Origin of the sequence: Dysgonomonas mossii DSM 22836 (genome assembly GCF_000213575.1) — a bacterium.
Lineage (GTDB): Bacteria > Bacteroidota > Bacteroidia > Bacteroidales > Dysgonomonadaceae > Dysgonomonas > Dysgonomonas mossii.
In genome coordinates this window covers 15,117-36,854 of the sequence record NZ_GL892010.1, presented here as the reverse complement: position 1 = coordinate 36,854, position 21,738 = coordinate 15,117, and the positions used below count along the sequence as shown (strand labels likewise).

General features: G+C 39.3%; 23 protein-coding genes. 17 read left to right on the top strand and 6 right to left on the bottom strand.

The window, feature by feature from the left end:
- Window positions 1-20 precede the first annotated feature (20 nt).
- Entirely contained in the window at window positions 21-1,580 is a 1,560-nt protein-coding gene (locus tag HMPREF9456_RS14025; protein ID WP_006844207.1) for a DUF3945 domain-containing protein, read from the bottom strand.
- 280 nt (window positions 1,581-1,860) lie between these two features.
- Between HMPREF9456_RS14025 and HMPREF9456_RS14020 the strand changes: the two genes are divergently transcribed.
- The 3 genes from HMPREF9456_RS14020 (at window position 1,861) to HMPREF9456_RS14010 (ending at window position 4,084) form a co-directional block, all read left to right on the top strand.
- Complete coding sequence (locus tag HMPREF9456_RS14020; protein ID WP_006844206.1) at window positions 1,861-2,556, top strand: Nmad2 family putative nucleotide modification protein; 696 nt, start codon at window positions 1,861-1,863, stop codon at window positions 2,554-2,556.
- A 16-nt stretch (window positions 2,557-2,572) separates the two neighbouring features.
- Window positions 2,573-3,274, top strand: coding sequence for a hypothetical protein (locus HMPREF9456_RS14015; RefSeq protein ID WP_006844205.1), 702 nt, complete (start codon window positions 2,573-2,575; stop codon window positions 3,272-3,274).
- A gap of 96 nt (window positions 3,275-3,370) precedes the next feature.
- Window positions 3,371-4,084 carry a hypothetical protein gene (locus tag HMPREF9456_RS14010; protein WP_245531033.1) on the top strand — a complete coding sequence of 238 codons (714 nt, stop codon included), beginning with the start codon at window positions 3,371-3,373 and terminating at the stop codon, window positions 4,082-4,084.
- A gap of 37 nt (window positions 4,085-4,121) precedes the next feature.
- Here HMPREF9456_RS14010 and HMPREF9456_RS14005 read toward each other — a convergent pair whose 3' ends face one another.
- From HMPREF9456_RS14005 to mobC, 3 genes are all read right to left on the bottom strand, one after another.
- A complete protein-coding gene (locus tag HMPREF9456_RS14005) occupies window positions 4,122-5,054 on the bottom strand; it encodes a hypothetical protein (protein ID WP_006844203.1) in 933 nt (310 codons plus the stop codon).
- Window positions 5,055-5,067: 13 nt separating this feature from the next.
- The gene (locus HMPREF9456_RS14000) at window positions 5,068-5,943 is read right to left on the bottom strand and encodes a hypothetical protein (RefSeq protein WP_006844202.1); all 876 of its coding nucleotides are present in this window, start codon (window positions 5,941-5,943) and stop codon (window positions 5,068-5,070) included.
- Between the two features lie 188 nt (window positions 5,944-6,131).
- Window positions 6,132-8,141, bottom strand: a complete 2,010-nt coding sequence (mobC, locus tag HMPREF9456_RS13995) for a conjugal transfer protein MobC (RefSeq protein WP_006844201.1) — start codon at window positions 8,139-8,141, stop codon at window positions 6,132-6,134.
- Window positions 8,142-8,333: 192 nt separating this feature from the next.
- On the opposite strand from mobC, the gene HMPREF9456_RS13990 reads away from it, so the two are divergent.
- Window positions 8,334-9,227 (top strand): DUF5677 domain-containing protein, encoded by an 894-nt coding sequence (locus HMPREF9456_RS13990; protein WP_006844200.1) that lies wholly within the window; start codon window positions 8,334-8,336, stop codon window positions 9,225-9,227.
- 3 nt (window positions 9,228-9,230) lie between these two features.
- Here HMPREF9456_RS13990 and mobB read toward each other — a convergent pair whose 3' ends face one another.
- Window positions 9,231-10,496 carry a conjugal transfer protein MobB gene (gene mobB / locus HMPREF9456_RS13985; protein ID WP_006844199.1) on the bottom strand — a complete coding sequence of 422 codons (1,266 nt, stop codon included), beginning with the start codon at window positions 10,494-10,496 and terminating at the stop codon, window positions 9,231-9,233.
- Window positions 10,497-10,498: 2 nt separating this feature from the next.
- The gene (gene mobA / locus HMPREF9456_RS13980; protein WP_006844198.1) at window positions 10,499-10,930 is read right to left on the bottom strand and encodes a conjugal transfer protein MobA; all 432 of its coding nucleotides are present in this window, start codon (window positions 10,928-10,930) and stop codon (window positions 10,499-10,501) included.
- An 814-nt stretch (window positions 10,931-11,744) separates the two neighbouring features.
- Between mobA and HMPREF9456_RS13970 the strand changes: the two genes are divergently transcribed.
- From HMPREF9456_RS13970 to traM, 13 genes are all read left to right on the top strand, one after another.
- Window positions 11,745-12,500: a ParA family protein gene (locus HMPREF9456_RS13970; RefSeq protein ID WP_006844197.1), complete on the top strand. Its 756-nt coding sequence runs from the start codon at window positions 11,745-11,747 to the stop codon at window positions 12,498-12,500.
- 6 nt (window positions 12,501-12,506) lie between these two features.
- A complete protein-coding gene (locus HMPREF9456_RS13965; protein WP_006844196.1) occupies window positions 12,507-12,965 on the top strand; it encodes a DUF3408 domain-containing protein in 459 nt (152 codons plus the stop codon).
- A gap of 16 nt (window positions 12,966-12,981) precedes the next feature.
- Window positions 12,982-13,287 carry a DUF3408 domain-containing protein gene (locus HMPREF9456_RS13960; protein WP_006844195.1) on the top strand — a complete coding sequence of 102 codons (306 nt, stop codon included), beginning with the start codon at window positions 12,982-12,984 and terminating at the stop codon, window positions 13,285-13,287.
- A 2-nt stretch (window positions 13,288-13,289) separates the two neighbouring features.
- Window positions 13,290-14,036: a hypothetical protein gene (locus HMPREF9456_RS13955; RefSeq protein ID WP_006844194.1), complete on the top strand. Its 747-nt coding sequence runs from the start codon at window positions 13,290-13,292 to the stop codon at window positions 14,034-14,036.
- A 170-nt stretch (window positions 14,037-14,206) separates the two neighbouring features.
- Entirely contained in the window at window positions 14,207-14,509 is a 303-nt protein-coding gene (locus HMPREF9456_RS13950) for a DUF4134 domain-containing protein (RefSeq protein ID WP_006844193.1), read from the top strand.
- 44 nt (window positions 14,510-14,553) lie between these two features.
- Complete coding sequence (locus tag HMPREF9456_RS13945; RefSeq protein WP_006844192.1) at window positions 14,554-14,889, top strand: DUF4133 domain-containing protein; 336 nt, start codon at window positions 14,554-14,556, stop codon at window positions 14,887-14,889.
- Complete coding sequence (locus HMPREF9456_RS13940; protein WP_006844191.1) at window positions 14,882-17,374, top strand: TraG family conjugative transposon ATPase; 2,493 nt, start codon at window positions 14,882-14,884, stop codon at window positions 17,372-17,374. Before HMPREF9456_RS13945 ends, HMPREF9456_RS13940 begins: the two co-directional genes overlap by 8 nt.
- A 13-nt stretch (window positions 17,375-17,387) precedes the next feature.
- Window positions 17,388-17,702: a DUF3876 domain-containing protein gene (locus tag HMPREF9456_RS17100; RefSeq protein ID WP_006844190.1), complete on the top strand. Its 315-nt coding sequence runs from the start codon at window positions 17,388-17,390 to the stop codon at window positions 17,700-17,702.
- Window positions 17,703-17,766: 64 nt separating this feature from the next.
- Window positions 17,767-18,387, top strand: coding sequence for a DUF4141 domain-containing protein (locus HMPREF9456_RS13935; RefSeq protein ID WP_006844189.1), 621 nt, complete (start codon window positions 17,767-17,769; stop codon window positions 18,385-18,387).
- A gap of 2 nt (window positions 18,388-18,389) precedes the next feature.
- Window positions 18,390-19,391 carry a conjugative transposon protein TraJ gene (gene traJ, locus HMPREF9456_RS13930; RefSeq protein ID WP_006844188.1) on the top strand — a complete coding sequence of 334 codons (1,002 nt, stop codon included), beginning with the start codon at window positions 18,390-18,392 and terminating at the stop codon, window positions 19,389-19,391.
- Window positions 19,392-19,436: 45 nt separating this feature from the next.
- Window positions 19,437-20,060 (top strand): conjugative transposon protein TraK, encoded by a 624-nt coding sequence (gene traK / locus HMPREF9456_RS13925; RefSeq protein WP_006844187.1) that lies wholly within the window; start codon window positions 19,437-19,439, stop codon window positions 20,058-20,060.
- A gap of 8 nt (window positions 20,061-20,068) precedes the next feature.
- Window positions 20,069-20,359: a TraL conjugative transposon family protein gene (locus HMPREF9456_RS13920; RefSeq protein WP_006844186.1), complete on the top strand. Its 291-nt coding sequence runs from the start codon at window positions 20,069-20,071 to the stop codon at window positions 20,357-20,359.
- Window positions 20,340-21,698, top strand: coding sequence for a conjugative transposon protein TraM (gene traM, locus HMPREF9456_RS13915; RefSeq protein WP_006844185.1), 1,359 nt, complete (start codon window positions 20,340-20,342; stop codon window positions 21,696-21,698). Before HMPREF9456_RS13920 ends, traM begins: the two co-directional genes overlap by 20 nt.
- Window positions 21,699-21,738: the final 40 nt, after the last annotated feature.

Genomic DNA, 21,738 nt, shown 5'->3' with positions numbered 1-21,738 from the left:
CCTTTTATTATTTTATATTCTTATATTTTCCGCCCCTTGCTCTTTTTAGGAGCGGCAGGAGATTGTTTTTGTTCTTGTTGCTGCTCCTTCTTTTCAACTTGCTTGGCGGTGGGCTGTGTCTGTCCTTGTTTTAGCGGCTCTTTGGTATATTTGGTTGCCTCGTTGGTCTTGCCTTCATTATTGACAGCCACTTGTGTTTTACTCTCAGCAGCAGGAGTCACTTTCTGAGAATCCTTGGCAGCTTGCTTCGCTTCGATTGCTCGCACCTGATCGGGATGCTTAGAGGTATGGCGAACTTTATCTCGGTTTTCGTCCACCCATACCCATGCATTGTACTTCTGTCCTTTCTGATCGGTAGCTTCCACTTTCTGTGCTCCCGAAGCATCAGCTTGTTGTTGTTTGGGACGGGATTGCATGCCCTCAACAAAGATTGGTTCTTTGTTACACAGCTTGGTAAATTCTTCTTTACTAAGCTGTACGCCACCTTGCTTAGAATAAATCCATACCTCATCAACTTTACGGGCTTTTGGTAATGGCTTTTCCTGTGCTTTTCCTTCACTCTGTTTTTCTTGTCGCTGTTCCTTATGTTGTAGCCGTTGCTCGTCGCTGAACTTGAAGTCGAAGTTTTTATTGACAGCATTGAACTGTACAAAGCGATCTATTTTCTGAGGTTCTTCACCCAGTTTGACCTTTTTATCCATGCCCTTAACCCATACAGCTTTACCTTCTTTCAATCCTTGTTGCTGTTCGAGAGAGAGCGGAGCATTCTTCAAGGTTTGAGGAATATTGATTTCGGAGAGAGGTACGGCTTCAAGCCGATTCGTCATTTTGTCGAGAGATACAAGCGAAGGAATTTTATCACCTCCGGCTATGGGTTCAAGTTCATAGACTCGTGCCCCGTGTCCTGTCTTTTGAAGTTGTTCTTTGTCCTGCTCAGAAAAGGCTATTCCCATAAATGGTTTGTCAAAATCGGGCTGTTCTTGCTTGGGATGGGTTACCAATTTGATACTTCCATCCGCCTGCGGTTCTAATGATAAACGAGCCTGCATCGGGAACTCATTGCCGTCAATAGTCGGTTTAATATCAACCAATCCAGGAGATTTATGGCCGTAAACCATCGCTTTGAGGGCATCTTGCAACTTGTCTCCTGAAAGCCCCAACTTCTCAGTCTCTTTCCAATTGAGTTTGTTGAGGTCTAAAGGCTGAAACTTACCTGTTAGCTCAATATGTATCTTTACCTTACCATCAAATTTGAGGCGATACGGATCGAGGGCTTTGTCGCTGTGGTCAATACGGATAAGTTTGTCAAGAAAAGCCGCTATTTTATCTACGGCTGACATCCCGACGGCATAAACACCTGTATGTGACGGGTGATTGAACTGTGCCGACATCTTCTTGAAGAAATTTTCCAGAAAGTTGCTGTTGGTATCGACCTTCAAAAATTGGTCGGCATTCGCTTTGGTGGGTTCAACAGTTTTGAGTTTACCGTCCTGCTCCCCTGTGATGACTTTTAACTTGCCATCTTCGCCTTGAGTCAGTAGGACTTTCGGCTCTTCGGATTTTACTTTGTTTTGATCCATAATAAATGATGTTTTTATTCTGCATTACTATTAATGCAAAGCGAAAATACATCTTACTAATGGACTGATTGCAAGGTTTTAAAGAGGTGGATGCTTGTGTCTGTGGTTGTCTATGGATGGTTTGGAAATCAGGGATTTTTTTGTTTTCGATTTTGCTATTCAGAGTGAAAAATGCAGATGTCATTTCGTATGATGATTTGTGTCGATATCGATATTGATATATTTTATTTCAAGAGAAAATGCCAGCTACATTTTGTACCTTTGCTTAAATTTATTAATCATGGAAACAATTTATTCTTATGTACTTAGAACAGATGATGGAGCAGCACCTAACCCATTATGGGGCATTTGTACGTTGACAATATGCAAACCGGTTATAAGAAGAACGGCTAAAGTTGGTGATTGGGTAATTGGTGTTGGTTCAGCAAACGTAGAGGTGAGTAAAAGAAAATTCAAGTCATATTCTAATAAATTGGTTTATGCTATGAGAATTACCGATATAAAGCCTCTTGCAGAATATGATGCTTATTGCCGTGAACACATCCCCAATAAAATACCTCAATGGGATAAAGGTGATTGGCAATCCAGAGTTGGCGATTGTATATATGATTTCTCCAATGGGGATAATCCTACATTAAGGAAAGGCGTGCATAATGAAGATTGTAGAGGTACTGATTTGAGAGGGTGTAATGCTTTACTATCCGATTGCTTTTATTACTTTGGAAAAGAATCAAAAGAAATACCATCACATTTGCACGAGATAATAAAAAAAAATAGAGGACATAAAAAGATAATGAACCCTAAAATTATCTCTGATTTTGAAGCATGGATAAATCAATTTGAACAAAATAGACTTTATGATGACCCTCTTAATGCTTGGTCCTATATGGGAGAGGTATCAGATGAAGATATTGCTAGATGTTCAAAAATATGTGCCAATGATGATATAGCTGAGGATGAAGAAATAATCAATTAAACAATGCTATAGAGATATGAAATTCCATACAGAGGAACAATTAGACGAACAAAATAAACGCCTTCTATCAGAGATTAGAAATAAAATATCTGTAAAGTTCGAGGTATTTAATAAGCCTTATTTTGAAAATTACTCGATCAACGACAGTGTTATAATTTACGTCAATCCAAAGATATTTAAGAACTCATCAGTTGCACATGAGTTACTTCACGCTTGGTTTAGAGGCTTGGGTTTGCATGGATCGAATATGATTTACTTGTCGGCGAGAGAAAAGCCTAAATTTAGTGTTGTTTTTGATAAGAAACTATGCGACCATATCGGCAACTGCATGGATCATTATAAAATCTATCCTAAATTCTTAGAGATGGGGTATGCCCCCGAAGATTTTTTATCTTCAAAAGGTATGCAATGTGATATTAACAGCATCAGAAAGTTACGTGTTCAAAATAATGGTGTTTATTCAGCAAAGCATCTGAATAACTATATCGGATATTTGATTTCAATATATGCAGATCATTTACCTAATGATTACTCTCAGCATTTAGCCCAAATGCAAAGTGTAGAACCGGAGTTATTCGATATAGTTACCGAATTTTGGAAGGCTTGGAAGAATGTAGATATTGAAAATCCCGATCCTATAACACGTATGGACTTTGAAGCTATAAATGACTTCATTATGAATATGGAGAATTGGATGGAAAGTAGGTCTATTTACTAAGATTAGTTGTATTAAATGCAGTATGTTAATAAAGGGAAATGTGTGTTTTGTTTAAAAAAACAACCAGAAGTTAATTTCTCAGAGAAACCACACACAATGCCCCGCAGTTTAGGAAGTGAAAGTATTGGTTTTGATATTTGCAATGATTGCAATCATTATTTTGGGCAACCTGATAAGTTATCTGTTCCACAATTATGTATTGAGGTATGTGTTAAAGAAGTATTTGGCATGATTAAGCATCTTCTAAATACCTCAAGAAGTGAAGAATATGGAAGAAACAATCGGATGCGTTCAATATTCTTCGAATACAGGCATTCTGAATCGAAGATTAAGATAAAATCAAGTTTTCAGTATAATCATAAATTTTTGCATGCCTTTACTAATCAATTTAAAAGAGGACTTTATGAGATGTTTCTACAAGAATACCATAAAGTAACTCAGAATGGATTAGATACAAAATTTAATGAGATACGAGAATATGCCAGATTTAATCAAGGGAATATACCCGTATATTATATGCAGAATAATGGAGTATTTCTATTGGAGGACGATATAAGTAATCCGCGATTTAACTTTTCAGAAAGTCAATTTCAGACGATTGATAATTATGGATTTTATACATTGATGCTTTGGGGACAGATATTTTTTTTAGAGGTAACACCTAGAGCAAGACTATGTAGGAATGTTTATTTAAGAAATGAGGCTTCTAAACTTATTGGAACAGGATTTATCTTCAAAGGGCTGATAGAACTTCAAAGAATTACGGATATTGATTTTACACTGAGAAGTTTGCTGGGTAAAAAGTTATAAAGTGAAGCCACTTTGATTAGAGATTAGCTATATATTCCTACTCATATATACACATGTCATTATTACATAATTTCACGTTCCCAATATTTGTCTCCAAGTTGTATGCTAATTCACATTTTGGACATTGATATATAATGCCATCTTCCCCACAGTTTAAGCACAAACCCTTCATTTCATTTTGATTCAAATGAATATTTAAGTTGTCATAAATTACACATCTCTTTTCCTTGCAGTAATCACAATCAATCATATTATAATCCTCTCCGAGGAAATTACAACAATAGCAATAATCTTCATCTTGACTATATGTTCTATTATTACAAACAATGCAATCAAACACTCTTCTTGAATTTTCCGTGGCTAATCTTTGCATTGCATATACATATGGGGTATAATGAATCAGTTTTTTATGTAACTCATCTCCCAGAGTGTACTCCAAAAACTCTGATGGTCTCTCGTCTTGATGTCTTTTGGATTGTAATACTTTGAATATGATTCGTATCATATAGTATATTAAATCATACTTCAAATCAAATAAGTCACCCTCATAGAACTTGTATGAAAAATGTACTATTCTGTTCCTGTAAGTTTGAAATTCATCAATTGTCTTGAAGTCATCTTTAGTTAAATCACCTATGAAGTTTTTTGATTTTACAAAGTTTTTCTGAACATCAAAGTCAAGAGTTTTCAACTCGTTGTCTTTGAATAGTTTTTCAATTTCACTATCAGTCAAGTTTTGTTGCTTCTTAGTGACAACTTGTCTTATTCCACTACGCTCAATTATTAGTGATTTAATTGCTAATTCTAAAGATATTTGAAATGATGTGCAAGTTAGGGTCAACAGATTACGCTCAATATAATCATCTTCCCCATTGTCTTTATTTACTAATCTTTCAATCCCATCTTTCAAAAAAAGGACAGAATTGTTATATAATTGCTTATATGCTTCTTTTTCAAATTTCGTGTTCATTTTTATGTTAAATTTATGGCATTGGGAATATCAATCTCCAATTTTCATCAGGATTATATTTTTCGATATCATCTTTTTCTTCATCTTCATAATCACACCATGCGCCAAAAAAATCTTCTACCATACCTTCTGTTAAAGTGAAGTATAGATTCACTGGAAACGGCTGTTTGCGAGAAATAAAATCTAATCTATACCAGTCTTCTTTGTCTAAAAAATTATATTTTTCACCTTGATATAAAAATGCTTTCTCCAACACAGTTCTATTCAGTTTAGTTTCAATTTCTGTCTTTTTGAAATTTTTATTTTCCAGTATCTCGCTTTGTAATTGGGCTATCTCTGATAAAAAACGACAAATGCTTATAGATTCATCATATGATACAGAAAAATCCCCAATTCCATTTGCGGGAAATTTATAAGAGAATAGCTCTCTATAATCTCTTGCTCGCTCAAGCGTTTCTTTAATGTTATCTCCTGCGTCTTTATTGAATTGATTAATAGCATCTCCAACTATATTTAATATTTTGGAATGAGTTGCTTCTATGACTGCACCTTCTTTCCATTCAACAGTAGGTGAAGTGAATAAAACTGCTCTACAAACATTTAATAAGGAATAATAAATCAAATATGGCTCAGTCACCCTAATATTTTTTGATTTACCATAGGATAATGAAGTCAGCATAATTGTTGAAGACATTATCATTTTAACTGCTAAATAATTTCTAACTACCCATTCGGAGTTTTTGGTAGAATCCCATTCCTTAATAACTTTAGAGAAATTATTACTTAGTTTTGATTTACCTTTTTCTACATCTTCTTCTGTAAGATATGTACCAATCTCTTTATATGGGAATGTTATCCCTAAAGCTTTTCTAACTAAAAACTGATTCATTTTTTTTCTTGCAAAGATAATATATTCTATGGGCTAAGTTTGTGATTTCTTTTTTATTATCCATTATCCCTATTGGAATAAGGGAGAGGTTTAAAATGTATCCGAATACAAAATAAATGACTTATTAAATATTTGCCTCAACAATAATATAACGAATTAGAGCCACATTAGGGCGGCTCTAACTGTTTCTATTCCTCCTTCGGTAGCAAATGCCGCAGATTCTCATCATTACGAATGCGATCCAACTCATCGGTAACAATCTGTTTAGTTTCGGCTTTGATGCGATCATAGTTTTCCTTTATCATTTCCTTCATGCGGTCTACACCATTCTCATCTACAAAGTTGGTGATAACAGGTATCTTCTTGTATTCCTTTGTTTCGGCTGAAACCCGCTCGTTATCTACCACAATTTCGCAGTGAAAAATCTTTTGCTCTATCCGCTCGTCGAAGTTGTCGGCAATTGCCCCGACAAACATACCCTGTGTAAGATTGGATATTTTGGACGGTGGTATCAAACTATCCATTTGGGTAGAAATGGAGGTAGATTTATCGTTGCGGTTGATGGTCATAGACTGGCGTTTCTGCAACACTTTACCGAAACGGTCAGACAAGGTTTTCGCTGTGTCTCCGACTACCTGCCCCGAAAATATATTACCTACCGTGTTCATCACGACGGCAGCCTCTTTGTCTCCATAATCACGCTTTAGCTGTGAAAAGTCTTGAAAACCAAGCAACACGGCAACCTTGTTGCTTCGGGCAGTGGCTATCAAGTTATCTAATCCCTTGAAATAAATAGTTGGCAACTCATCAATAATAACACTACTTTTGAGTTGCCCCTTCTTATTTATCAGCTTCACAATACGGCTGTTATATAATCCGAGTGCTGCTCCGTAAATATTTTGTCGGTCAGGATTGTTACCTACTGCCAATATTTTAGGATCATCCGGATTGTTTATATCTAATGTAAATTCATCACCCGACATCACCCAATATAATTGCGGACTGATCATACGGGAAAGTGGTATCTTAGCACTTGCAATCTGCCCTTGGAGCTGATCGGCGGCTCCAGATTTCCATGCATCCATAAAGGGAGAAAGGTAGTTTTCGAGGTCTGGGTACGAAGTCAGAATCGGAAAAATATCTTCATAGCTCTTGTTCAAAAATTCTATGGCATGAGGAAAAGTGCAGTATTTACCATCCTTGTAGATTCGCAAATACCATATAATAGCTGCGAAAAGAATAATCGGAGATTCCACAAAGAAGTCACCTTGCTTCTGCACCCACGTCCGATTCAAATTTAACATTATCGTATATGCACTCTCATAGGCATCCGAGATGTCATCCATGAAAGAGGGATTAATCGGATTGCAACGATGCGAACGACTTGGATCGTCAAAATTTATCACATAAAAGGTCGGTACTTTCTTATAACCTTCTCTATTGTTTAACAGATGATTATAGGCAATAGTCGAAAGGTCTGGAAACTTGAAATCGTAAATATAGCCTGTATAACCTTTCTCGATCTGCTGTTTGATAAATTGGTTTACAACGGCATAAGACTTACCCGAGCCGGGAGTACCCAATACGATAGCCGCACGAAAAGGATTTACTACATTAATCCATCCTTCCCATTGCTTCTTTTTGTACCAGAACTTTGTAGGCAGGTTTATCGAATAATCGTTTATCATCAACTTGGTTTCCTGCATAAACGATTCATTTTCGTTATTAAACGGATCGTCCATTAGGTTGTTTTTGAGTAAGCGACTCATCCACGTACCCGCCATCAAAAGCAATATATATCCTACTGCAATGGTAAAAATATAAAAACCTGCATTGGTTATTCTGGAAAGAGGCAGATAAAGAAGCCACCAGTTCAGAAAGAAAAACACAAAACCAAAAATAAGACATACATAGATATGATTCCATGTAATCTTTTCCTCCTTCACTCCCTTTGTTCCCAAGCAGGACAAGGCAAGAAAGACTACAGAAAAGATTTTCGTCCACAATATTGAATTGAACAAACCTGCGGTACGGTTAAAATTCATCAGAATTTTATCTACTACCCCGATATTGATTCCCCACTCGTATATTGCTTGATAGCAGAACCAATAAATATTCATCAGCACGAACAAAATACTAATCGCCCTCATAAACTCCATGACTTTGGCAAGTCCTCTTAAATCATCTTCTTGTTGCATAATCGTTGAATTTAGATCGTTTCTAATTTGTTAAAAATGCGAATGTAAGTAGATGATTGTGATATAAAGCAAGTCGTATAGAGGGTGGTAGCTTGTGGCTAGGAATGGCTATTATCTTTTTGAAAATAAACAAATAGTAGAATTATATTTTATCTTTATGGAGAAAAAAATACACTTAAATTGAAATCTATAATGTCCACAACTCATTCTCTTGAAAACTTAAAACATTATCATAACGAAGCAATACAATTCTTTGGAGCAGAACTAATTCTTTTACAAGAAGCAATAGCAAAGATTACGGATGAACGTATAGCAAAAACAGCTACACTTTTAATTAGTGGCAAGCAAACAGGAGCTGCACTTATTCAATTAGCTACTCAAGTGGAATGCTTTTCGAGTGAAGTTACTATGCTTGCCCGATCGTTTATGGAAACTGTCACAAACTTTTGTTACGCCAGTGTATGTGATGCAAAAGAGTATCGTGCATTTATTCTACATCCCATCTACAAATACTATTTCAAAGTAGGCACTAGCTTAAAAGAAGGAATAGATAACTATGAAACATATAGAGAACATGCTGATGCAATAAAGAAAAAAAGAGAAAAATTAAAAGAAATTCCAATTGTGCAAGAAGCATTAACAATATTCTCAGAAACAAAGCCCAATTTAAGTTGGAGTAAAAAAAGCCTAAATGAAAGAATCAAAGTTTTAGAAGAATGGGGTAAATTCCTTAATGTGTTTTTTAGTTTGAATAAAATAGAATATTATTCGGATGCCTCGGAAGCCCTTCATGGGTCCTTATATGGTTGTACTTACGATATAGGAGCGTTCGATCCTGATTTTGATCATACCAATAAAGAGGAATTATATAAAAAACTATATAAAGATGAGGCCTGTATGATATTATACCTCGGAACACTTATACATGAATCCCTAACACTTATTAAATACTCAAATGACATATCTGACATCTGGGATTATTCATATAAAAATCGAGGATTAGCATTAAATCTTTTATCTCATATTCAAGAAATAAATCCTACAGAAGTCTTAGATACATATTTTCAAGCTAAAGTTAGCAAATAATAACTACATCTGCCTTCCATACCTACGTTTCTTCTTTTTCTTACGCTTCAGGCTTGGCTGCTTGTTGTCTGTCCCTTCGACTTCGGGAGTAAAGACAGAAAACAAACTACCTACTGCATCATCCGGTGTAGAATATACAAATTGTGCTTGTGGCTGTTTATCAATAGTAGGTTTTGTATTGAGGTTCGGAGCAACGGCTGGTTTCTGTGTTTGTAAATTCTCGCGAGCTGAATTATCTACAAAACGTTCGTTAAGAACATTTGCCGAAAACTCTTTACCCAGACGAGAACCGTTAAGAACCGCCCTCTGATTATGGTCAATAAATGTAGCCCCATAGATGCGTCCTTCATCGTTGCGTCGTAGCACAAGGTCGATACCTTTCTCCCGCAAAGCCGCTCGGAACTCTCTTTCTGTGCGGGTGCTTGCAAAGGACGCAGAAACAATAGCACGGGTTTGTTTGGCTATGCCATTTGACTTGATTGTTTCTTTTGACTTCTCAAATCGCTTCTCCAACCTATCCAAACCGTGTTCCTTACCAAACCGAGAGGATTTTAAAGGTGTACCGACACGATTGCCATCATCGTCCAATACCGAATAGACCAATCCCCGATACGCTTTACCCTTATTTTCTCCTTTGATTTCCTCTACTCCTATATTATATAAGGAAAGTAAAGCACGATATTCGCCCAAAGTCTGAAAAGAATACATTTCAGAGAGCGGTTTTATGACGTTAGCCACCTGTTTTTTTAAGTTCCCCTGGCTAACGTCTATTGGAGCAAGTTGCCATGCCTCGCCCTGATTCTTTTCTTTTGAGTGCAGACCGTACTTTTGTTCTAAAGAATCGGTGATTTTTCTGCTGCGTTCGTAATTTTTGCTGTCGCTGATGATTGAGCCATCCGTGCGTACACGTGTCGAAACAATGTGTATATGCTCCCTGCCAATGTCCTCATGTTTGAAAATCATATAGGGTTGTCCGCCATACCCGAACTGCTCCATATACTCACGACCAATGTCGACAAGTTGCTGATCGGTCAGTTTATCGTCCGGATGTGGATTGAGTGAGATATGGATAATAGGCTTCGATGTGCGAATATGCGAGGGCATAAATCGCTCGAAATCTTCCATACAAGAGGTAACATTGAACACACCATCATTAGGTTCAATGACCAGATTGGTAGCCAGAACTTTTCCTAAACCCTCATTTACTTTCTCTTGATTGTAGGAAAGTGCACCATACAAACTGCTTCCGTGACTAAATTTAGCAACCATTTTTAGAGATGTTTAGCCTTAAATTGTTCGCATAATTGCATCACTTCCCGTCCAATTCCTGCCAATTCGATGGTTGCATTTTCCAATTTATAAAGCAATGCCAATGCTTTTTTCTCTCCAAAATTGGAATGTAATTTCTTTACAACTTGATTGTAATTGATTCCGATACTTCGTATTTGTCCGTGTAAAGCAGTGAGTTTTGCAATAAATTCTACTGCTGAAGCGTCCGTTTTTACGACACGAAACTCATCACCAAAGATGCGAGCTGCGATAAAACCGGATAAGGATTGCACCCCTGACTGTTCATACAAGACTAAAAAATCAACGTGTTGCTGATCGTTCAGATTCACAGTCAGTCGATGCTTTGCCGGATCGTTCTTCGGGGGTCTGCCCCCTTTTCCCCTATTGTGGGGATTTCTTTTTTCTTCGTTCATAACATTATCTTTTTAGTGCGGTCACAGACCGTTTTATTATTTAATTTCTGCACACGATGAACTGTTGTGCGGATTATGTTTTCCCGACTTCGGAGAGGAAAATACCCCTCTGGAAGAGCAAGGGTTGTGTGCTGCAAAATTCATTTTGCGATGCACTCAACATACCTTGCTATTTGCCCAAATGCAAATACTTTTTGCCCGTAAAGGGCAATCTCCCTATCCCGAATTTTTCGGGATATAAGCCTGATCTCTGTCAGGCATTTTTTGAATGTCGGAACAAACTTAAAACCGATATGAATCCTCTTTCACGTTTCATGCAGCAAAGTTATATTCTAAAACAATTAATTGAAAATCAATAGGTATAGACAACCTTGGACACAAGCTGCCACCCCTCAAAAACATAGTGTAAGTATGAAAAATATGGGTTTTATTTGCCGGACAATTGATTGTATGACGAGATATAAAGACCTACAATCAGTCGTACCAAAGGAGGAATCTATGTGCGATTATACAGAGGTAAAAACGTACAATAAGAGGTTGGTCGAATAGTCCATTTTCAGATACATAAGTTGTGCGTATAGTATGAAAAATCAAACCAACCAATTTACGAACCAACTAACCTAAGAACGTAAGTCTGTTGCAACGTACCGCTATAGAAATAGTACAATATATGGCTGGTTGTATGTACCGCTATACAATGGTTGGTTGCTAAAAATAAATGTACCACTGTACAATGATTGAGACCTAAAATATATGTATCCCCTTGGGTACGGCTATACGAAAAAGCGATTGTACCATTAAAAAATTAATTGAAATGAAAAAGAAACCTATTTATGTGGCATTCTCAACCCAAAAGGGTGGAGCCGGAAAAACAACTCTTACCGTATTGGCAGCTTCCTATTTGCACTATGTAAAAGGAAGAAATATCGCAGTAATTGATTGTGATTATCCTCAGTATTCCATTGCAGACATGCGGGAGAGAGATTTTAAGATGTGCGAAAATGACGAATATTACAAGGGGATGCTGTACGAACAGTTTACCCGTTTAGAAAACAAAAAAGCCTATCCTATTATTGAGAGCAATACCAAAGAGGCTATCGCTGATGCCGAACATCTGACTCCGCAAGGTGATTTTGATTTTATCTTTTTCGATCTGCCGGGGACACTCAACAATGTAGATTTAATCCATACGCTTGCACGAATGGATTATATTATTGCTCCCATTGCGGCTGACCGTGTAGTGATGGAGAGTACGCTTGATTACATGGTGACTGTACGTGATGATATTATGGGCAGTGGTAAATCTGATATTAAAGAAATTTATATGCTTTGGAATCTGGTGGATGGACGGGAAAAATCCGAACTCTACGAAGTCTATGAGGCGGTGATTAATGAGCTGGAGTTTACAACTCTAAATACGTTTATCCCCAATAGCCTGCGATTCCGACGTGAACAATCTGTCAGCCATAAAGCCCTATTTCGATCTACACTGTTTCCTGTCGATAAGTCTCTTGTAAAAGGTAGTAATATAGACACTCTTTCTGATGAATTGCTCGAAATTCTAAAGTAATGCACTATGAAAGAAAAGAAAACTGATACGAAGTTGAATGCTCAGGACATCATCGCACGTACAGGCAGACGAGAACGCAAGTTACAGGCTTATTCTCCCGAACCTGCTTCGATAGAAGGAGCAACTAATCAAGAGGAGCAAGTCGAAGAACAAGTACAGCTACCTGTAACCGAAACCATAAAAGAACTGCCACGCGAGGAACCACGTAAGCGAAAATCAAAAGCACAGGTAGAGGCGGATTATCAAAGCCTTTTTATACATGAGTCGGCAATAGCTGCACGAAGCGGAAAAACGGTTTATATCTGTAAAGAGCATCACGAGAGAATCATTAAGATACTCCACGTCATAGCTAAGAATGATGTTTCTTTATTCAGTTACATCTACAATGTTTTGGAACATCATTTCACTACTTATCAGGAAGATATAACCGAACTGTATGATAATAATATCGAAAAAGTATTTTAATCCAAAAATAAAAAACATGAAAAAGAGAAAGAAAATTAATAAAAGAACAACTCCTTGTGAGACATCAAATGTAGTTCTTACAACAACGGTTCAACAATATGAAACTTGTTTCTTCAGAAAAGCCAAAAGTACAACCCGAAATGGGAAAGTCGTTTATATCCGAAAAGAGTTCCACGAACGTATTATGAAGATTGTACAAGTTATCGGCGAAAACGATTACACCTTGTTCGATTATCTTGATAACATACTGGAACTCCATTTTGATACTTATCAAAACGAGATTACCGAACTGTATCGCAAAAAGAACACGGATATATTTTAGTCATGAAACAATACATTATTTCAGCCATCATCCTGTACGCACTGTTTGTCGTCCTTTACCTGCTTCGAGAGCGGATACAAAAACGCAAAAGGGATGCAGCTAAAAAATCGGTATTTAACCCATTTCGCTCTGCTCCTAAAGAAGATATTATCGGCAAAAGTAAATTTGATATCAGACAATCCCGGACAGAAGCTACCACTCTGATTAATAATAAAAAAGAGACCGAAAATGCTTCTATATTTGTCGAGAAAGAAGAAAAAAAGACCTCGGCAGCAATCCCTTTGGATAAACTCGATGAAGTCTTTTCAACAGACAACAGGATGGAAGAAAACTCGGATGAAATCAATTTCGAGATTGAGAACACTCCCCCCGAATTTGAGCCGGACTATGACGACGACAGCGATTTAGACGAAGAGGAAACAGAAGATGCAGATACCGAAGGGAGAGCCGGGGTTTCAATGGCGTTGGGACTTGACTTCAATAATTTGGCGAGTATGGTACGAACAGTAGAGACCCCCGACAATGCAACATCCAAAGAAAAAGAAGAAGCCGGACGGGTATTGGTCGAGATACGCAAGACCGATATGTTTGAACAGGTTGTATCGGGTGAACCTAAAAAGGAAGTGGTCGTATCCTCATTGATGGATGACTATTTTGCAGCCTTCCATCGTAAACAACAAGAAGCGGGAGTACTGCATGAACCGACAGTCAAAGCACCTAAAGAATTTGATGTACGCAAATTTGCGTAAAGTAGATAACAATTAAAAAAAGACATGAAGCAAAAAGACTATGGTTAGCGTGAGCGTGCGTCAGCCAAACAAAAGGGTCTGTGACCCCCACTAAAAAATCAAAGTTAAACAGTATTATTCATTCAGTACAGGGGACTATTCCACCCCCTGTACTATTATCAAAAAATCGTATGACAAAGAAAAAATTTCTTCTGTCAGCAGCCTTTATCATGGTTGCTGTATCATCAGTATTCGCACAAGGTAACGGTATCGGAGGTATTACCGAAGCCACCAATATGGTGACTTCGTATTTCGATCCGGGCACAAAACTCATCTATGCCATCGGTGCAGTTGTGGGACTCATCGGAGGTATCAAAGTCTATAACAAGTTCTCTTCGGGTGATCCCGATACGAGCAAAACAGCCGCTTCGTGGTTCGGTGCGTGTATCTTCCTTATCGTGGCTGCTACCATCCTACGCTCTTTCTTCCTGTAAGGGTCTCAGACCCCTTTATTATTCATTAAATACGAATAAGAAAAATGGAACATAATATTAACAAGGGCATTGGCAAGAGCGTAGAATTTAAGGGTTTGAAAGCTCAATATCTTTTCATTTTCGCAGGTGGTCTACTGGCTGTATTCATCGTATTTGTAGTGATGTATATGGCCGGAGTAGATCAGTGGATATGCATCGGTTTCGGTGTTATCGCTGCGTCCACACTGGTATGGCTAACTTTCAACCTGAATGCGAAATATGGAGAACACGGGCTTATGAAGTTGCTCGCCAAACGGCAACATCCCCGTTTTCTGATCAATCGCAAAAATTCCCGTCGCTTGTTCCAATACCAAAAAAAGAAGGAGGTGAGCAATGCGTAATACACTCAAAGCAGCTACCATCGAAAGTAAATTTCCCTTGCTTTCAGTTGAACATGACTGCATTATCAGTAAAGATGCGGATATAACTATAGCCTTCCGTGTCGATCTGCCGGAACTGTTCACTGTTACGGGTAGTGAATACGAAGCCATACACTCAGCTTGGACGAAAGCTATTAAGGTGTTACCCGATTATTCGGTTATCCACAAGCAGGACTGGTTTGTCAAAGAGAACTACAAGCCTGCTACCGATAAGGAGAACATGAGTTTTCTATCCCGTTCATTTGAACGTCACTTCAATGAACGTCCTTTTCTGAATCATACATGCTTTTTATTTTTGACCAAAACCACAAAGGATCGGATGCGAATGCAAAGCAACTTCTCATCGCTTTGTAGGGGAAACATTATTCCTAAAGAAGTCAATAAAGAAACAGCGTTGCGTTTCATGGAGGCAGTCGGACAGTTCGAACGTATCCTAAACGATTCGGGATTTATCATGCTGACACGACTTACCTCAGACGAAATAACGGGAACGGAAAAAGAAGCGGGGCTGATTGAAAAATACTTTGCCCTCTCATTGGAAGATACCACTTGTCTGGAGGATCTGGAGTTGGGAGCAGATGGCTTACGCATTGGAGATAAAACAGTATGCCTGCATACCATTTCCGATGTGGAAGATTTGCCGGGAACAATCGGAACAGATATGCGATACGAAAAGCTATCTACGGATCGGAGTGATTGCCGTTTGTCCTTTGCATCGCCTGTGGGTTTGTTACTCTCTTGTGACCATGTATATAACCAATACATTTTTCTGGACGATGCGGCAGAGAACCTGCGGCAATTTGAAAAATCTGCCCGTAATATGCAATCGCTATCGAAGTACAGTCGTAGCAACCAAATCAATCGCGAGTGGATCGACAAGTACCTGAACGAAGCCCATAGTTTTGGGCTAACTTCTGTCAGGGCACACTTCAATGTGATGGCATGGTCTGACGATGCAGAAGAACTCAAAAATATCCGTAACGATGTCGGCTCACAATTGGCTCTCATGGAGTGTAAACCCCGCCATAACACGGTGGATGCAGCTACACTCTATTGGGCAGGGATGCCGGGTAATGCGGGTGATTTTCCGAGTGAAGAAAGTTTCTACACATTCATTGAACCTGCCTTGTGTTTTTTTGCAGAGGAAACCAACTACAAAAGTTCTCCCTCGCCTTTTGGGATCAAGATGGCAGACCGAGTAAGTGGAAAACCTATTCATGTGGATATTTCCGACCTGCCCATGAAGCAAGGGATTATCACGAACCGCAACAAGTTTATCTTGGGGCCTTCGGGTAGTGGTAAGTCCTTTTTTACCAATCACATGTGTCGCCAATACTGGGAACAAGGTACTCATATCGTGCTTGTGGATACGGGAAACTCGTATCAGGGGCTTTGTAATTTCATCAATCGTCGCACCAATGGAGAAGATGGGGTGTATTTTACATATACTGAAAAAAATCCCATCTCATTTAATCCATTTTATACTGATGATGGGGTCTTTGATATCGAGAAAAGAGAAAGTGTCAAAACCCTGATAATGACTTTGTGGAAGCGGGATAATGAGCCACCTACGCGCTCGGAAGAAGTTGCTTTGTCCAATGCCGTGAGCTTGTATATAGAACGTATAACGATTGATGAATCGGTTATACCCTCATTCAACTCATTCTACGAATTTGTCAAACTGGACTATGCTGCTATCCTCGATGCCAAGAAAGTACGGGAGAAAGATTTCGACCTTGCCAACTTTCTCAATGTGCTCGAACCCTATTACAAGGGTGGCGAATATGACTTCTTGCTGAACTCTGAAAAACAACTCGATTTACTATCTAAACGATTCATAGTCTTTGAAATAGATGCGATTAAGGATCACAAAATTTTATTCCCGATTGTCACGATCATCATTATGGAAGTTTTTATCAATAAGATGCGTCGTTTACAAGGAATCAGAAAGATGATATTAATCGAGGAAGCGTGGAAAGCGATTGCTAAAGAAGGTATGGCAGAGTATATTAAGTACCTTTTTAAGACTGTTAGAAAATTCTTCGGCGAGGCAATTGTCGTCACTCAGGAGGTGGACGATATTATCGCATCACCCATTGTAAAGGAATCCATCATCAACAACTCCGATTGTAAGATTCTCTTAGACCAGCGTAAATACATGAACAAGTTCGATAGCATCCAAGCTCTCTTGGGACTGACCGAAAAAGAAAAAAGTCAGGTGCTATCCATCAATATGTCCAACAATCCGAACCGAAAATACAAAGAAGTCTGGTTCGGGTTGGGCGGTGTTCAGTCGGCTGTATATGCCACAGAAGTGAGTTTGGAAGAGTATTTTACGTTCACGACAGAGGAAACCGAGAAACTTGAAGTAATGCGGAAAACCGAAGAGTTGGATGGTAATATTGAGTTGGCTATAAAACAAATAGCAGAGAGTAAACGCAAGTAAAAAACGAAAAGCCATGTTCAGCAAATTTAATATAACCGATTCTTGTTCCACTTCTACAGACTTTTCCATGCGGGAGATTACGGGGCGTTGGGTAAGTAGAGAAGGTGCACCTGCGATAAGAATATACCGCAACATCTCCCGAAAGAAAGGAGGCATCCGACTCAGTCTTACTTACAACAACCCGCTGGAGGTCTGTGATTGTACGGTCTACAACGTATTCGGTCTGCATTACATTGAGCTGTACGAGCGTATCGAGATTACTTATGACCGGGAGCAGGAAGTCTTGCATCTTTCCGCTTTCGGAGAATATGTCCGTCAGGAGGATTAGTCCCCTCAAGGGCTACCTCCAACTTCGGACGGTAAACGGGTAATAACAATTAAAAATAACGAATATGAAGAAAATACTTTTCTGCCTTATGGCATTCATGGGGCTATGCACCTATCAGGCAAAAGCACAATGGACAGTAATTGATCCCTCCAATCTGGCACAAAATATATTGACTGTTTCTAAAACAGCTACAACAGCCAGTAATGTGATTAACTCTTTCAAGGAGATGCAAAAAATCTACGATCAGGGAAAACAGTATTACGACAAATTAGAATCAGTACATAGTTTGATAAAAGATGCCCGCAAAGTGAAAGAAACAGTAGAACTGGTCAGCGAAATATCGCAGATCTATTCTACCAACTTCAATAAAATGCTATCCGATAGGAATTTTAGCGTTAATGAGTTGGAAGCCATATCGAACGGATATGCCAAGCTATTGAATGAAAGTGGTAACCTACTTGCGGATATAAAGAATGTCGTTTCCCTCTCCAACGGACTCTCGATGACCGATGCCGAGCGTATGTCAATTATAGATGATATACACGCTAAGATGCTTGAACATCGCAACCTTGTCCGCTACTTCTCCAAGAAAAGCATTTCCGTGTCTTTTATTCGCAGTCAGGAAAAAGGAGATATGGAGCGAGTTAAAAGTTTGTATGGCAATCCATCCGATAGATATTGGTAATCATGACACTGCTAGCAATAGATTTTGATAACCTGCATCAGCTTCTGAGGAATCTGCATCAGGATATGATGCCCCTTTGTGGCGATATGGTCGGTGTTGCTAAAGGAATAGCCGGACTCGGTGCACTCTTTTATGTAGCTTCCCGTGTATGGCAAGCCTTGGCACGGGCAGAACCGATAGATGTATATCCCTTACTCAGACCTTTTGTTATCGGACTCTGCATTATGTTCTTTCCGACTTTTGTACTTGGTACGATCAATGCGGTTATGTCTCCTGTGGTAAAAGGGACACATACCATATTGGAAACACAAATGACGGATGTGCATTCTTTGCAAGCCGAGAAAGAGCGATTGGAATACGATGCACGGCTGCGTGAAGGAAAAGCATGGCTGGTCGATGACGAGGTGTACGACCAAAAGATGAAAGATCTTGGAATTACTGATGCTGCCGAAATGATCTCCATGTGGGGAGAACGCACCTGGTATGATATGAAAGTGTGGTTTCGCCAACTGATCCGGGATTTCTTCGAACTGCTGTTCAATGCCGCAGCCCTTACCATTGATACCCTGCGAACGTTTTTTCTGGTGGTCTTGTCAATCTTAGGACCTCTGGCATTTGCCCTCTCTGTCTATGACGGATTCCAATCGACTCTGACCAATTGGATTTCCCGCTACATCTCAGTCTATCTCTGGTTACCTATTGCCGACTTGTTCTCGGCAGTGCTTTCTAAGATTCAGGCACTCATGCTGCAAATGGATATAGATATGTTGAGAGATCCGTCCTATGTGCCGGATGCCAGTAACGGTGTATATATTATTTTCTTCATCATCGGCATTATAGGATATTTTTCTATACCGAGCGTGGCAGGTTGGGTTATTCAGGCAGGTGGCGGTAGTGCTACCCGTGGAGTAAACACAATGGCGAGTAAAGGGGCTGCAATGGCAGGAGGTGTTGCCGGAGCTGCGGCAGGTAATGTCGCTGGTCGCCTGATGGGTAAGAAATAATCAGATATACTGTATTGATTTATTAATTCAAAATAAAACGAACAAATGGAGTTCAAAAGTTTAAGAAATATAGAAACATCCTTCAAACAGATACGCTTGTTCGGTATTGTCTTTGTCTGTATGTGTGCCGCCATTACGGGCTACTCCGTATGGTCGTCGTACAACTTTGCCGAAGCACAACGCCAGCGTATTTATGTGTTGGACGGTGGCAAGTCCTTAATGCTTGCCTTGTCCCAAGATATGACACAAAACAGACCAGTGGAAGCACGCGAACACGTCAAGCGTTTCCACGAACTGTTTTTCACTCTCTCACCCGATAAAAAAGCCATCGAAAGCAACGTAAACCGGGCATTGTTCCTTGTCGATAAATCGGCTTTCAAATACTATCAGGATATGGCAGAAAAAGGGTATTACAACCGTATCGTGTCGGGGAATATCAATCAAATAGTACAGGTCGATAGCATTGCCTGTGATTTCGATAGCTACCCCTACAAAGCAGTAACCTATGCCAAACAGATGATTATCCGGGAGAGTAATGTCACAGAACGTAGTCTGGTTACCCGTTGCAATCTGATCAACTCGGTACGCTCGGACAATAACCCTCACGGTTTCACAATGGAGAAATTCGAGATTGTGGAAAATCGGGATATTCGGATATCGGAAAGGTAGGCAAAGTTATGATACAAAAAATAATGAATCGCATCAATGAATGGTTGGAGGATGGTCTGCGAGGAATACTCGGCAGGCTTACCCCCGACAGACGGATTATCCTTGTGATAACGATGTTCTTCGTTTTTGGTGGTCTTTCCATCTACATGACCTTTTCTTCTATTTACAATTTCGGTAAGGACAAGGCGAAAAAGATGCAGATAGAGCAGATCGAATCGCTGAAACTACAACTGAAGCAACAGCGAGACAGTATTAACAATCTAAACAATAATTACGAATATGGACGAACAAATCAATAACAAAGCGAATCAGGAGGAAGAACCTGTTCTCGAAATCAAGAATGAGGTTAAAAAAGAACCTCCGAAACCACCAAAGCAAGAACTCTCAATGGCGGAGAGACAAAAACGAAAAAAAATGTTGATTATGCCGCTATTCTTCTTACTCTTCGGTGGTGCGATGTGGCTGATCTTTGGTCCGTCGGATGATGGGAAAGAACAGGCGGTAGGACTGACAGGCTTCAATGCCGAACTGCCCGTGCCAAAAGACGAGGGCATTGTGGGAGACAAACGGGATGCCTATGAGCGGGAAGCCATGCGACAAAAGGAGCAGGAGAAAATGAAATCTTTGCAGGATTTTTCCTCCATGTTCAACGATACCGAGCAGAACGAGTATGAACAAAAGGACAATGCCTACAATACTTCGTTGCAAGCAGAACAGCCCCGAAGTTCTACTCCCCATGCTGTACAATCCTCGGCAACTGCCTATCAGGACATCAACAAACAATTGGGTGACTGGTACGAAAAGCCCGCTGAAACGGACAGACAATCACAGTCTGAGATGGAACAGCGGATACTGGAATTGGAACGAAAACAGGAAGAAGCCCAAGCTAAAAGTGCTGAAGAGGACGAACAGACAGCCTTGCTTGAAAAGTCTTACCAGATGGCAGCACGCTATATGCCTGCTCAGCAGGGAGAAAAACCTGCAGTAGAAACGAGTGTGACACCTACAGGAGATAAGATCAAAGTACAACCCATTAAACAAGTACATCAGAATGTTGTATCTCTACTATCTGCTCCGATGTCCAATGATAAATTTATCACCTCGTACAGTAAGCCACGAAATAGGGGATTTTTAACTGCCGCAGGTAATGAAGAAATAAAGGATAAAAACAGTATCCGTGCTTGTGTAAACCAAACTGTAACCCTGACCAATGGTAAAGAGGTACAACTTCGTCTTTTAGAACCAATGAGAGCTGGCAATATCTTGATTCCTGCCAATACATTAGTAACAGGAGCTTGCCGTATCGGTGGGGAACGTCTGGAGGTAATGATCAATTCCATTCAGTATGCAGGAAACATTATTCCGGTTGAACTGCAAGTCTACGATATGGATGGTCAATCAGGGATTTCTGTTCCCAACAATGACGAGGTAAAAGCAGCCAAAGAAGTAGCTTCTACATTGGCATCATCAGCAGGAACAGGCATTATGATTTCCGATAATGCAGGCTCACAATTGGCAGCCGATATGGGTAAGGGTTTGATACAAGGGGCTTCACAATATATAAGCAAAAAGATGAGTGTGGTGAAAGTTATCATCAAAGCAAATTACAAACTCTTATTGCTACCCAAAGAAAATTAATAGAACCACTAAAAAATCAAGTATAAACGATTAAAAAATC